The sequence below is a fragment of the Fibrobacter sp. UWCM genome (assembly GCF_900129735.1).
GTDB lineage: Bacteria > Fibrobacterota > Fibrobacteria > Fibrobacterales > Fibrobacteraceae > Fibrobacter.
This window is the reverse complement of sequence record NZ_FQWR01000001.1, coordinates 85,571-99,929: the sequence shown is the minus strand read 5'-3', so window position 1 is coordinate 99,929 and position 14,359 is coordinate 85,571. Positions and strand designations below refer to the sequence as shown.

The 14,359-nt window shown below is 54.0% G+C and carries 8 protein-coding genes; 4 read left to right on the top strand and 4 right to left on the bottom strand.

The window, feature by feature from the left end; translation table 11 throughout:
• A complete protein-coding gene (locus BUB22_RS00350; RefSeq protein ID WP_072799394.1) occupies positions 1–240 on the top strand; it encodes a FeoA family protein in 240 nt (79 codons plus the stop codon).
• Positions 240–2,564 carry a Fe(2+) transporter permease subunit FeoB gene (gene feoB / locus BUB22_RS00345; protein ID WP_073113439.1) on the top strand — a complete coding sequence of 775 codons (2,325 nt, stop codon included), beginning with the start codon at positions 240–242 and terminating at the stop codon, positions 2,562–2,564. The genes BUB22_RS00350 and feoB overlap by 1 nt, the downstream gene beginning before the upstream one ends.
• A 102-nt stretch (positions 2,565–2,666) precedes the next feature.
• On the opposite strand, the gene BUB22_RS00340 is transcribed toward feoB, so the two are convergent.
• From BUB22_RS00340 to BUB22_RS00325, 4 genes are all read right to left on the bottom strand, one after another.
• Positions 2,667–4,787 carry a glutamine synthetase III family protein gene (locus BUB22_RS00340; RefSeq protein ID WP_073113438.1) on the bottom strand — a complete coding sequence of 707 codons (2,121 nt, stop codon included), beginning with the start codon at positions 4,785–4,787 and terminating at the stop codon, positions 2,667–2,669.
• Between the two features lie 233 nt (positions 4,788–5,020).
• On the bottom strand, positions 5,021–6,316 hold the full coding sequence (locus BUB22_RS00335) for a hypothetical protein (RefSeq protein ID WP_073113437.1): 1,296 nt from the start codon (positions 6,314–6,316) through the stop codon (positions 5,021–5,023).
• The gene (locus tag BUB22_RS00330; RefSeq protein WP_073113436.1) at positions 6,313–7,278 is read right to left on the bottom strand and encodes a hypothetical protein; all 966 of its coding nucleotides are present in this window, start codon (positions 7,276–7,278) and stop codon (positions 6,313–6,315) included. The genes BUB22_RS00335 and BUB22_RS00330 overlap by 4 nt, the downstream gene beginning before the upstream one ends.
• The gene (locus BUB22_RS00325) at positions 7,275–8,255 is read right to left on the bottom strand and encodes a hypothetical protein (protein WP_073113435.1); all 981 of its coding nucleotides are present in this window, start codon (positions 8,253–8,255) and stop codon (positions 7,275–7,277) included. The genes BUB22_RS00330 and BUB22_RS00325 overlap by 4 nt, the downstream gene beginning before the upstream one ends.
• Positions 8,256–8,550: 295 nt before the next feature.
• Here BUB22_RS00325 and gltB point away from each other — a divergent pair, with 295 nt between their 5' ends.
• Positions 8,551–12,975: a glutamate synthase large subunit gene (gene gltB / locus BUB22_RS00320; RefSeq protein ID WP_073113434.1), complete on the top strand. Its 4,425-nt coding sequence runs from the start codon at positions 8,551–8,553 to the stop codon at positions 12,973–12,975.
• Entirely contained in the window at positions 12,975–14,339 is a 1,365-nt protein-coding gene (locus BUB22_RS00315) for a glutamate synthase subunit beta (RefSeq protein WP_073113433.1), read from the top strand. The genes gltB and BUB22_RS00315 overlap by 1 nt, the downstream gene beginning before the upstream one ends.
• Positions 14,340–14,359: the final 20 nt, after the last annotated feature.

Genomic DNA, 14,359 nt, shown 5'->3' with positions numbered 1-14,359 from the left:
ATGAATAACGAACCGAAGTTTTCGGAACTTAAAAAAGGCGACAAGGCCGAAATTATTGGATACAACACGGGTGATTCTCAGTACAAGTCCAAACTTTTGTCAATGGGGCTTGTGCGCGGCGTGGTGCTGCAGGTTTTGCAGGTGGCCCCGCTCGGCGACCCGGTCGAGGTGAGCGTGCTTTCGTACAGGCTTTCGCTCCGCAAACAAGAAGCCAACGTGCTCAAGTTGAGGAGAGTCTGATGCCTATCGAAAAAGAGGTTTTCACGATTGCGATTGCGGGTAACCCGAACTGCGGAAAGACGGCGCTGTTCAACTCGCTCACCGGCTCGAACCAGATTGTGGGCAACTGGCCGGGCGTGACTGTCGAAAAGAAGGAAGGCCAGTTCAAGCTCGACAACCACACGATTCGCGTGGTGGACTTGCCAGGTATTTACGCGCTGTTTGCAAACTCCGAAGACGAACGCGCCGCTCTCGATTACTTGCTCAAGGGCGAGGCGGACCTGGTCGTGAACATCCTGGATGCGACGAACCTGGAACGCAACCTGTTCCTCACGAGCCAGCTGATGGAAAAGGGCGTGCCGATGGTCTTGGCGGTGAACATGATGGATATCGCGGCGAGTCGCGGCATCCATGTGGACCTGCACAAGCTCGAAGAAATTCTCGGCGTGACGGCGATTGGCCTCACGGCGGTTTCGCCCAAGAGCTGCGAAGGTTTTGTGAACGACTTGCACAAACTGCTGCACAATAGCCGCGAGCTTCCGCTCCCGAAGGCGGTCAAGCATTCCGAAGTCCTGGAAAAGCTGATTGAAGAAATTGCGGTGCCGCTCAAGCCCGTAGCCGACAAGCTTGGCGCAAGCCCGCGCTGGACGGCGGTGCAGTACCTGGAACATAGCGGGCGAGTGCTGGAACTTGCCGACGAGCTCGGTGTCGAAATCCCGCACGACAAGATTGAAGAAGACTTGGGCGAAGAGGTGGAATTTGCGCTGGCTGATTCCCGTTACTCCTATGCCCGCGACATCGCGAAGGCGGTCATCCGCGACAATACCAATACGAGCACGCGAACCGACAAACTCGATAAACTTTTCCTGAATCGCATTTTGGGAATTCCGCTTTTCCTTATTGCCATGTATCTGGTGTTCTGGTTTGCGGTGAAAGTCGGCAGCGCGTTTATTGATTTCTTCGACATTTTGTTCGGTGGCATTTTCGTGGAAGGCATGACGGAACTTTTGACGAAGATTGGCGCGCCGGGCGTTGTCGTGGCGCTCTTGGCGAACGGTATCGGAACTGGCGTCCAGACGGTGTCGACGTTCATTCCGGTCATCTTCTTCATGTTCCTTTGCCTTTCGTTCCTCGAGGATTCTGGCTACATGTCGCGTGCGGCGTTCGTGGCGGATCGCTTTATGCGGTTCCTCGGGCTTCCGGGCAAGGCATTCGTGCCGATGATTGTGGGCTTCGGCTGCTCGGTGCCGGCGCTCATGGGCACGCGTACGCTCGAAAACAAGCGCGAAAGGTTCCTTACTTTGTTCTTGGTGCCGTTCATGAGTTGTGGTGCGCGCCTCCCGGTGTATGCGCTGTTTGGCGCGGCATTCTTCGGCGAAAGCGCAGGGACGCTCGTGTTCGGAATTTACTTGACGGGCATCGTGATTGCGTTGATTTATGGCCTGCTCTTGCGCCATACGGTTTTCATGGGCAAGGAATCGACGTTCATCATGGAGCTGCCGCCTTACCATTTGCCCAAGGTGCGCAACCTTTTCCGCCACGCATGGCTCCGCCTCAAGGAATTCGTTTTCCGTGCGGGCAAGGTCGTGCTCATTATGGTGACGGTGCTCGGCTTTATGGGCTCTGTCGGCACAGATGGAAGTTTCGGTAACGACAATAACGAAAAGTCGGTGCTGAGTGCCGTGGGTACGGTGATTACGCCCGTGTTCGAGCCCTTCGGCGTTGAACGCGATAACTGGCCCGCTTCGGTGGCGCTTTTTACGGGGCTTTTTGCGAAGGAAGCGATTGTCGGGACGCTCAATTCGCTGTATGCCATCGAGGGCACGGACGGCGCAGCCGAAAATTCTGCGGCTGCCGGGGATGCCGACGCTGTTCCTGAAGAAATCGCGGATGAAGGCTTTAGCCTGAAATCGACGGTGAAAGAGGCTCTCGTGAGTGTCCCGGCGAACCTGGTAGAAGTGTTTACCTCGATTGCGAACCCGCTGGGCGTCAAAGACGCTATCGAAGAAAGCGAAGGTGCTGGAAATGAAGGTGCGTACAAGACGATGCAGGCGCATTTCAACCTCGGGCGTTTCCAAGTGCTGGCCTACCTGCTGTTCATCTTGCTCTATGTGCCGTGCCTTGCCGCCATGGGAACCGCCTTCCGCGAACTCGGACGTTTTTACGGAACGCTCATGATGGTATTCCAGACGGTTATTGGCTGGAGTCTCTCGGTGCTATTCTTCCAGGTGACCTGCGGACATTCTACTGCATGGATTTTCACCTCGGTGGCACTGCTTGCCTGCGTGGTCGTGAGCCTCGTGCTGATTGGTCGCGACCAGCGAAAGAAAAAAGTGTTCGACTAACGCTGTTCTCTAGAAGTTTATTGTAAAAGGAAAGACCGTGTGCCTTGTGGACGCACGGCCTTGTTTCTATTGAGCAATAAGGAGGAGTTTGCTTATGAAGGTCTAGTATATGAAAAGCATCTCTCTGTACTTCGGCAGGGGCCACTTCTCGTCGGGGATAACCTTTTCGAGCTTGTCCACCTGCACGCGGAGATCCGCCATCGCTTCGAGGATGTTCTCGTGCTTTTCGCCGAGAGCCTTTTCCATGCGCTCAATTGCAGAGGCGAGAGCCTTGTAGCCTTCACCGAGTTCCTGGGCGTAAGAATCCACCGCGGCAAAGCCCTGTTCCTTGGCCATGGCGTTGGCCTTGAGGGCCGCACTGTAGGCGCAAAGCACCTGCGGCAAGATAACGTTCTTCGCGATGTCGTCGGAAATCTTGCCTTCGATGTGGATCTTCTTATGGTATTCTTCCAGGTTCACTTCGTAGCGGGATTCCAGTTCGCGCTTGTTGAACACGCCGTACTTTTCGAAGAGGGCGACGTTTTCGGCCTTGTTGAGGGCCTGGAGCGCTTCCATGGTGGTGCGGGTGTTGGGGAGGCCGCGCTTGGCTGCTTCTTCCACCCATTCGTCGGTGTAGCCGTTGCCGTTGAAGATAACGCGCTTGTGTTCCTTCACGATCTTCTGCAGCAAGGACTGCAATTCTTCGTGGAACTTGTCGGCCGAAACCTTTTCGAGCTTGTCGGCGATGATGTCGAAAGCTTCGGCAACAACCGTGTTCAAGATGACGTTCGGTTCGGAGCAGCTCTGGCTGGAGCCCGGAGCGCGGAATTCGAACTTGTTGCCGGTGAAGGCGAACGGCGAAGTACGGTTACGGTCGGTGGCGTCGCGCGGGAGAGGCGGCAGCGTGTCGGAACCGAGCTTCATGACGCCAGCCTGCTTGCTGGACTTCGGGTCACCCTTTTCGAGCTGGTCGATGACGTCGGCAAGCTGGTCGCCGAGGTACATGGAGATGATTGCCGGAGGCGCTTCGTTGGCACCGAGACGGTGGTCGTTGCCTGCGCCCGAAACAGCCATGCGGAGCAGGTCGGCGTGAGTATCCACGGCGTAAATCACGGCGCAGAGCGTAGTGAGGAAGATGGCGTTCTGGTGCGGGTCCTTGCCCGGGTTCAACAGGTTCGTCTTGCCGTAGTTCACGGACCAGTTGTTATGCTTGCCGGAACCGTTGATGCCGGCAAACGGCTTTTCGTGCAGCAGGCACACGAGGCCATGACGGTCGGCGACCTGGCGGAGCACTTCCATAATCTGCATGTTGTGGTCGCAGGCGAGGTTCACTTCCTCGAACATCGGGGCAAGTTCGAACTGTGCCGGAGCGACTTCGTTGTGGCGGGTCTTGGCCGGAATGCCGAGCTTCCAGAGTTCCTTTTCCACATCGTTCATAAAGTTGAGGATGCGGGCCGGAATGCTACCGAAGTAGTGGTCTTCCATCTGCTGGTGCTTGGCAGGGGCTGCACCAAACAGAGTGCGACCGGCCTGGTACAGGTCGGGGCGCTGCAGGTAGAAACGCTTGTCGATGAGGAAGTATTCCTGTTCGGCACCGAGAGTGACGGTGACCTTCTGCGGAGCAACGCCGAAGAGGCCCATGAGGCGGTCGGCGGACTTCTGCAGGGCCTGAATGGAACGGAGCAACGGAGTCTTCTTGTCCAAGGCTTCGCCAGTGTAGCTACAGAAAGCAGTCGGGATGCAGAGCGTGGCACCGTTGCCGTGACGCTTGATGAATGCGGGGCTGGTCGGGTCCCAGGCAGTGTAGCCGCGGGCTTCGAATGTGGAACGCAGACCGCCGCTCGGGAAACTGGACGCGTCCGGTTCGCCGACGATCAGGTTCTTGCCGCTGAAGGCCATGATGGCCTTGCCGTTTTCGGGTTCCAGGAAGGAGTCGTGCTTTTCGGCGGTGGAGCCGGTGAGGGGCTGGAACCAGTGCGTAAAGTGGGTGGCGCCCCGGTCGATTGCCCACTTCTTCATGGCGTGTGCGACTTCGTTCGCGATGCTCGCGTCAAGCGGTGCGCCCTCGTCGATGGTGGCGAACAGCTTCTTACAAATGTCCTTGGGCAGGTAGGCGCGCATGGCCTCCGCGTTAAAGACGTCCTCGCCGTAAAAGTCGATGCTTGCGGGTGCGGCGGGCATGTTTGTGCCCGCGGCTTCGCTCGCGATTTCCTTGATGGCCTTCAGCCTGTATTCGTTGCTCATGGCAATCTCCTAGTGTTAGTTTTGTTTTCGGTGCCATGAGTGCAAAAAGTATGCCAAAAAACTTTTTTCTTATAAAATCGCAAAATTTGCTCGAAAAACGAAAAAAAAGATGTGCTCTGGTATGTGCGTTTCTTTAGTGTAAAGATTACGTTTTTTGAAAAGATGTCAAGTGATTTACAAATTATGTAAACAGATTGCTTGGGAAGATTTTGTCTTTTTGAGCGCTGAAATCTTTAGAACTTGTGTTCCTTGCAGTGCTGCATGGCTTCTTTGAGATTCTTGAACATCGGTTTTTCAAATTTTTCGTAGCCGACTTTCGTGAGGCCGTCGTAGAAGAACATACCGGGCGTTTTGCGGGCCGCTTCGTCGCCCATTCTGCCGATGTCTTTATTAGAAATCCCTTCGGGCAAAATTTCGCGATATTCTTGGCTAGGCGGGTCGAAATAGAATAGCTGGCTGATAAATTCGTCGATTCCTTCATTTTTCTGCCTAAAGAAGTAGTGCATGCCTTTGCGGTTCCAGCCTTCGAATTGCAGACTTTCCCCGATGATAAAATCAATGCCGTGCTCCATAGGCTCGCAGCCGCCTTCTTTCAGGTTGAATTTTTTGCATAAATAGAATGGTGTTGTGAGTTGCGGTGCGGTGGTATCGCTGTAATTGCAGTTGGTGCTATCTGTATAGCATTTTGCGAACGTTTTGTCGGGAAACTGTCTATAATATGTTTCGGCGGGTAAATCGGTGCCGAAATTAATGTAGGATTTCCCGTCAACGTGGTGGCATTCCAAGCTTTCGTCGATTCCAGAAGTTTTTCCGTGAACTGGCAGCGGTTTCATGCTGGCGTAGTTTTCGATTCTACAGCCGCCGTTGACGTAGTCTTTGGTGTAACACGGAATCCAGTCCGGGTTAGCGATAGACTCAGGTTTGCGGAATCTTTCAGGAACGGCGGTGTCTTTAGGAATTTCTTTGGGAGTGACTCTCAAATCCTTTTTGAAATCCGGTTTGCATTCCCCAACGATTTTGGCCTTGATTGTGGATGCGTGGTGGGCTATTTCAAAATGGGGACAGATGCAGGCGAGGTCAGCCATCCAGTATCCCGTGAATGTTTTTTTGTAAAATTTTTGGATAAACTTGCGTGCGTTTTTCTTGTGGTATATGCTGCCGTCAATGGTGCCGGTATTCCATTCGAGAGAAGGTACTGCTTTTGGTGTGCTTGCTGAAAGGCGTTTCTCGTCGCATTGCTTGTCTAGATTGTCGAGTTCTCCGCGGTCGTAATCACTGCGCCGGAAATTGCTCCGTTTATCGCCTTCGAAACTGGGCCAGAAGGTGTATGCCCAAAAGGGCGTGTCGCAAAATATGGAATCGGGTGCACTTTCAATTTTTTTTGAAGGCGTAAAATCCGTCGGGATTTCATCGAGAAGTAGCAACCTGTAGTGTTCTTCGTCTTCGAACGAGACGCAGAATTGGACGGGTGTTTTGGCGAATGCTTGGATGACCAAAAAACAGCAAAGGAGTAGGGCGAATTTTCTCATTCGAGGCCTCCCTTTATAGCGCAGTTTTTAGTCTCGTATTCTCCGTGAACTTGAACCATGTTCAAAGCCCAGAAATCATCGGATTTTAACTTGGTCTTCGGTGGTTTTATGAATCTCGGACATTTTCCTGTCAGTATAATCTCGTATTCAAAGGCTTGCTTTACTTTATCGAATCCGCATTCCATGGAGATGTTCCAAACGGCAGAAATGCTTTTGCCGTAGAAACCTTTTAGCTGTTTTGAGGTGGCCTTGAAATTGGTGTCTATGGACAAGTTGATGTATTCGGGGATTAGAGCGGACGATTTCCGTTCCCAGGAACTTTTCCCGTGGCAGGTGTCTTCTTCCGTATAGGGGCCCAGCCTAAATTTTCCAATTTCTGCAAAATCCCATTCGGTTGATGTTTCTTTTTGCGCCGTGCCGCTGCAAGTCAAGCTGTTTAGATCCGTTCCTGTTCCATCGAACAGGCTGATTTCCGGAACGTTCTCGAAAAGTTCGGTGCGGTAAAGTGCGGGATGTTTCCCTTCTATAAGGCAGTAATGGGCTACGGGCATGGATTTTACGCATGGGCCAACAAGTAATACGTTGTATTCCCGTTCTTTGCGTGTGATGTCGGAGAGACATTCCGATTTGCTTTCGCTTGCACGGAAGAGCTGTCCGTAGTAATGCGGAAGATTTTTTGGGGCATTTGTCAGATGGAATACGTTTTTTGGAGAATAACTGCTTATTAGGTTTCGTGGAAGATTGAGGAAGTAATCGTCGCTTTTAAAAGGTTTCTTTTTGGCGGGCAAAATTTCTTTGCGGAAAAGCCGAGCCGTGTAGGTGCTGTCGTTTTCGAACGTGACGCAGTAGGCGGCGACGCTGTCTTTTGCTGATGCGGAGCGGTCTTGGGCGAAAGCCGTTAAGCAGACTCCAGCAAAAAATACAGCAATAGCGATGATGCGGAGTGCAGAAAAAGAATTCATTTTCCACCTCCGTTCTGATTCGTTTTAAGGGGGATCCATTCTTTGCAAGTCTTGATGGCCTCTTGCATCGTGTTGAAATGCAGGTCCTTCCGTTCAGACTTTTTTATTCCTGAGAAGAACTGCATCCCACTCGCCTTGTGGATGGACTTTTCGATAATGTTTGTTGCGTCGTTATCGTAAAAATGCCATGGCGATATAAGCTTATAGCTTTGATAACGCTTGCCTTCTTGCTCTACGCGGTTCATGAATTTTGTAACGTTGTTTTCAGCCTTCATTTCGAGATAGAGCAATAGACCGTCCCGTTTCCAGTGCTTGAGCTTGCCCGTCTCGTCAAAGACAAGGGAAAGTCCCTTTTCTGCAATCGGGCAGCCTTCTGTTGTTGCGACCGCATTCTTGCAGGAGTAAAAATATTTATGAGAATACGGCTTTGGAAGCCCTTCGTGGGGTAATGTGTCACTTTTGACATTGCCGCAGTTCAGGCTGTCGCTATAGCATTTGGCTTGAACGGGAAAATGAAAAATCGAATCTTGAACCTGTTCTGGGATTGATGTAGGAATGACGATATAGGATTCGTTCTTGTAGCGGAAACATTCAATGTCTTGATTGAAAACTTCGGGTGAGCCGACCATCGGGAGTCTTGTTCTGCTTGCGTACCGTGCGATACGGCAGCCTCCGTTGGTGTCTGGCTCGTAACAGGGGAAAATGTCTTTTGGGCCTTCTTCGAGCAAAAGAGGGCAGCGTATTTTAGTGGCAATTCCGCCTCCTCCTCCGCCAAGTAGGCCCGCGAGATCGTAGCATCCAACCTCTTCAGGTTCTAGCCAATAGTCGTGTGCGAAAAGCGGTGTTGTAAGCATCGCGAGCGAGAGAATGACGTGCAAGGTTAGACAGCACGAACGCTTGCGTTCGTATTGGATAACCGCAGCGGTCAAGCCTCGAAGAGGAATAACGTTGTAAAAAATCCTCCTGAAATTTCGCATGATTAAAATATAAAAAAGGGATGTGGGTGGTGATTCTTAATAATACCCTTTTAGGGGTTGAGAGAGTCTTTTTGGGATTACAAATATTGTAATCCCTGCTAGTTATTTTACAAAATTTGAAATTAAAGATTTGGACTAATATTGTGATTCTGCTATTGTTTTACATATTCTTTCCGCTTTTTCAATAATTGGCGGGTTGTACCGAGATTTGGCACGGTTTTTGCAAAGTCCTTTCGCAAAAAAAGGATTAATGTGCGAATTTGAGAATGATTCGCAAATTTAGAAAAGGACGAGTATGAACGCTCAAGCTCTTTACGACCCGACGAACGAACACGACGCCTGCGGTGTCGGCCTGGTCGCCAATATTAATAATGTTGCCTCGCACCAGATTGTGCTGCAGGGCATTACTGTTTTGAAGAGGCTCATGCACCGCGGTGCAGCAGGAGGAGACCCGGAAACCGGCGACGGTGCGGGTCTTTTGCTTTCTATGCCCCACAAGTTTTTCCGCAAGGTGAACCCGGAATTGCCTGCACGATATGGTGTGGCGATGTTCTTTGTGGAGAATACGCTTGCGGCGGATGCCTTTGACGCGAAGATCAAGGAGATTGCCGCTGCCGAGAGCATGCCGGTGCTGAACTTCCGCGAGGTGCCGGTGAATCCCGAAAAGATTGGCCGCACTGCCCGCGAGACTTTGCCGCATATCCGCCAGGTGTTCTTCGACGGTTCCGCTTTCGAATCCGACAGCGCGTTCGATATTAAGTTGTATGTTGCCCGCCGCCTGATGGAAAAGGCATGCAAGGGCTTGTATGTTTGTAGCTGCAGCCGCCGTAGCATCGTGTACAAGGGCCTGCTTCTGGCCAGCCAGATTGAGGGCTTCTACAAGGACCTGAACGATCTCGATTTCGAGAGCCCGATTGCGCTTGTTCACCAGCGCTACTCCACGAACACGTTCCCCACATGGCCGCTGGCACACCCGTTCCGCTACCTCGCTCACAACGGCGAAATCAACACCCTGCGCGGAAACCTGAACAGTCTGCGTGCCCGCGAACCGCATCTGAAGAGCGAAATTATCGGCGATGACCTGCAGAAGCTCTTGCCGCTCGTTCCGGCGGGGCAGAGTGACTCGGCCAGCCTTGACAACATGTTTGAGCTTCTCGTCGCTGCGGGTCGTAGCCTTCCGCATGCGATGATGATGCTCATGCCTCAGGCCTGGGGCAAAAAACATTACCTCGGCCGCGATGTGCGTGGGTTCTTCGAATATGAATCCATGCTCATGGAGCCGTGGGATGGCCCTGCTGCCGTGGCGTTCAGCGATGGCGTGAATGCGGGTGCGATTCTTGACCGCAACGGCCTTCGTCCGGCACGTTACACTCTGTGTAAAGACGGTCTTTTTGTGATGGCGTCCGAGACGGGCGTGCTGGATTTGCGTGACGACGAGGTGGAAGAAAAGGGACGCCTCAAGCCCGGCGAAATCATTTATCTGGATTTGGAAAATCACCGTATTCTGAAGAATGCGGAGATGAAGGCGCAGGTGGCCCGTGCCAAGCCTTACCGTCGCTGGGTTGCCGAGAACAAGATGAGCGTCCGTGGGCTCTTCAGCGAAATCAACCCGTCCGACGTGCCCGACGACATTCTGGTGCAGCAGAAGCGCTTCGGCTATTCTGCCGAAGACCTCTCCATCATTTTGCAGCCCATGGCAAAGAATGGCGCAGAGCCGATTGGCTCCATGGGTAACGATGCCGCGCTGGCCGTGCTTTCGGACAAGCCGCAGCCGCTGTTCAACTACTTCAAGCAGCTGTTTGCGCAGGTGACGAACCCGCCTATTGACCCGATTCGCGAAGAGCTGGTGATGAGCCTTACGACATACATCGGGAACCATGGCAACATTCTGGAAGAGACTCCGGAACAGGCGCATCTTATCAAGATTCCGCGCCCGATTGTGACGGAAGACGAAATTCGCCGCTTTGAAAACATCGGCGACAAGGCGTTCAAGGCGAAGGTGCTCAAGATGCAGTTCCCGTTGGGCGGTGACGGCTCCGTGCTGGAGGCTGCCTTGCAGAATTTGGCCGGCGATGCCGTGCGCGCTGTGCAGGACAACTACGACATCATCGTACTTTCGGACAAGAACATTGACTGGGGTTACGTGCCTATGCCTTCGCTCCTGGCGACGGCTTGCGTGAACCGTGCCCTGGTGGAAGCGGGCGTTCGCCCCGAAATCGGCTTGATCGTGCAGAGCGGCGAAGTCCGCGAAGTGATGCACTTTGCCCTGCTCCTCGGTTACGGTGCCACGGTCATCAACCCGTATCTTGCGTTTGAAAGCATTACCAACATGTGCCACAACGGCGACCTGGATGTGGACCCGGTGACGGCTGCTGCAAATTATGTAAAGGCTGTCGATAAGGGCCTGCTCAAGATTATGAGCAAGATGGGTATTTCTACCCTCCGCAGCTATCGCAGCGCTCAGATTTTCGAAGCCGTGGGCCTGAACCACGAACTCATCGAGAAGTTCTTGCCGGGTACCGCAAGCCGTATCGAAGGTATCGGCCTCGAAGAAATTGCCCGCGAAGTGGGCGAGCGTCAGAAGATTGCCTTTGCCGATGCAAGTAAGGTTTTGCAGTCGGGCGGCCAGTATGCATTCCGCAAGGAAGGCGAGAAGCACCTGTGGACTCCGCAGTCTCTTGCCGCGTTCCGCCAGGCGGTGCAGGGTGGCGATTACGAGAAGTTCAAGGTCTACAGCAAGCTGATTAACGACCAGTCCGAACGTCAGGCGACTTTGCGCGGTCTCTTCAAGTTCAAGAAGGCGACCCCGATTGACATTAGCGAAGTCGAATCTCGCGAATCTATCGTGAAGCATTTTGTGGCGGGTGCCATGAGCCTTGGCTCCTTGAGCCCGGATGCCCACGAGACGATTGCCATCGCGATGAACCGCATCGGTGCCATGAGCAACTGCGGTGAAGGTGGCGAGGACCCCGACCGCGATACTCCGGCGGCTAACGGCGATGTCCGCAGTTCTGCGATTCGCCAGGTTGCCTCGGGCCGCTTTGGCGTGACCATTGACTACCTGCGCCATGCGAAGGATTTGCAAATCAAGATGGCCCAGGGCGCAAAGCCCGGTGAAGGTGGCCAGTTGCCGGCTCACAAGGTGAACGAGTTCGTGGCGCGTATCCGTCACAGCATCCCGAACGTGTCGCTGATTTCTCCGCCGCCGCATCACGACATTTACTCCATCGAAGACTTGGCGCAGTTGATTTACGACCTGCGCAATGCCAACCCGAAGGCCCGTGTCTCTGTGAAGCTCGTGTCTGAAGTGGGCGTGGGTACGATTGCCGCGGGTGTCGCGAAGGCTCACGCTGACGTGGTGCTGATTTCTGGTCACGATGGTGGTACGGGCGCATCTCCGCTTACCTCCATCAAGCATGCTGGTCTTCCGTGGGAACTCGGTATTGCCGAAGCGGAACAGACTCTCGTGCTGAACGATTTGCGCGGACGCATCAAGCTCCAGGTCGATGGCCAGCTCAAGACGGGCCGCGACGTTGTTGTTGCCGCCCTCCTCGGTGCTGAAGAATTCGGATTTGCAACAAACCTGCTGGTAAGTCTCGGTTGCGTGATGGACCGCAAGTGCCATACGAACCAGTGCCCCATGGGTATCGCTACGCAGGATGCGGATTACCGCAAGCGTTTTGCGGGTAAGCCCGAATACGTGGAAAACTTCCTCTTCTTCATTGCCGACGAAATCCGCGAGATTCTTGCTAGCCTTGGCCTGCGCTCGTTGGCGGAAGCCTGCGGCCGTAGCGACTTGCTGGAACGGGACGAAGCTATTGCCTTCTACAAGGCGCACAACCTCGACTTCAGCAAGATTTTCGAAACTGTGGGTAGTGGCGTCAAGTCCTTCGACAAGAACTTTGTGAAGGAACCGCTTGAAAACTTCGACCGCCGTGAACTCCTGCCGTTCGTAGCCGACACTCTCAAGAGTGGCGCTTCGGTGGAACTTTGCACGGTGGTGCACAACGTTGACCGTACGGTGGGTACGGAACTTTCCGGCGAGGTGGATGAACACTTCGGTGTGAAGGGCCTCCCCGAAGATACCATCAAGATTCACCTGCAGGGTGTCGCGGGCCAGAGCTTCGGTGCATTCCTCGCTCCGGGTATCACTCTCGATTTGCAGGGTGAAGCCAACGACTTTATGGGCAAGGGTCTTTCGGGCGGTAAGATTATCGTGCGCCCGCCGAGCAATGCAAGTTTCAAGGCCGAAGACAACGTGATTGCGGGTAACGTCATCGGTTACGGTGGAACTTCGGGCAAGATTTTTATCAACGGTCTCGCCGGTGAACGCTTCGGCATCCGCAACTCGGGCATGCTATTGGTCAGCGAAGGCGTGGGCGACCATGGTTGCGAATACATGACAGGCGGTCGCGTGGTTGTGCTTGGTCGCGTGGGCGTGAACTTCGCCGCAGGTATGACGGGTGGCTTTGCCTACGTGTACGACGAAACGGGCCACTTTGACCTGAGCTGCAACGTGGATTCCGCTGACCTGGAAAGCGTGCTTCCGGGTACCGAGAGCGAAAGCGAACTGCTCGACATCATCAAGCAGCACGTTGAAGCGACGGGCAGCGAGAAGGGCAAGCGCATTCTGGAAAACTGGAACAGCGAACGCCCGAAATTCGTGAAGATTTTCCCGGTGGATTACAGGAACGCATTGGCGAAGAAGGGGAGGGCATAATGCAGCAAGCTAACCGAATCGCAGATATTTACCGCCCTGTCGAAGAGCGTGTCAAGGACAACAACGAAGTCGAGCGTAAGCTCACCTCGATAGAAATCATCGGCCAGGCGGAACGCTGCCACACCTGTGGAATTCCGTTCTGCCATGGTGCGGGTTGCCCGCTCGGTAATCTCGTCCCCGAATTCAATGCGGCTGTTGCCGTGGGGAATGCGGAACGGGCCTACGATATCATCAGCAAGACGGCGTTCTTCCCGGAGTTTACGGGCCGCGTTTGTCCCGCGCTTTGCGAATCCGCTTGTACCGGCAACGTACATAACGATCCGGTGATGGTGCGCCAGATCGAGAAGTTCATCGTCGAGACTGCCTTCGAGGAAGGTCGCGTGGTGCTCCCGACTGCTGAACCCAACGGAAAGTCTGCCGCCGTCATCGGCTCCGGTCCTTCGGGCCTGTTTGCTGCTGAGGCGTTGCGCCGCAAGGGCTATGCCGTCACGGTTTTCGAGAAGCATGCGAAGGCGGGTGGCCTGCTGCGCTATGGCATCCCGAACTGGAAACTGGACAAGTCCATTATCGACCGCCGCATCGCCCTGCTGGAAGCCGCCGGAATCAAGTTTGTCTACAATACCGAAATCAGTAAGGACATCGCCGCAGAATATATTCACAAGAATTTTGACGAAGTATTCCTTGCGATTGGAACGCCGAATGCACGCGATTTGAAAATTCCGGGCCGCGAAGCCGAAGGTATTTTCCTCGCTCTCGATTTTTTGCACGGCGCCGAAATGCCGGGTGAAACCAATCCCGAAAAGTTCAGTGCCAAGGGCCACAAGGTGTTGGTGATTGGCGGTGGCGATACGGGTAACGACTGCGTGGGCAAGGCCATCCGTGAAGGCTGCGAAAGCGTGCTTCAGGTGGAATTCATGCCCAAACCGCCCGAGGAACGTTCCCCGTCTACGCCGTGGCCCGACTGGCCGTACATGCTGCGCACCAGCTACGCCCAGCACGAAGGCGGCGAGCGTCGCTGGAATGTTTCTTCCAAGCAGTTCATCGTGAAGGACGGTCGCGTGGCAGGCGTAGAAGCGGTTCGCGTAGAATGGGAAATGTCCCCGCAGGGTCGCCCCCTCAAGCCTGCTGAAGTCCCGAATTCTACCGAGGTCATCGGTACCGACCTGGTGGTGCTCGCGATGGGATTCACCGGAGTGCCTGCCGAGGGAATCGTGAATGACCTGGGCCTGCAACTTACCCCGCGAACAGCGATTATCCCGGATCCGGCCCGACACATCTATGCGGTGGGCGACTGCGCGAACGGCGCCTCTCTCGTGGTGCGTGCTATGGCTGACGCGAAGGTGAAAGTCGCGGCGCTCAAGTAAGATATAAACTGCGCGCGGAA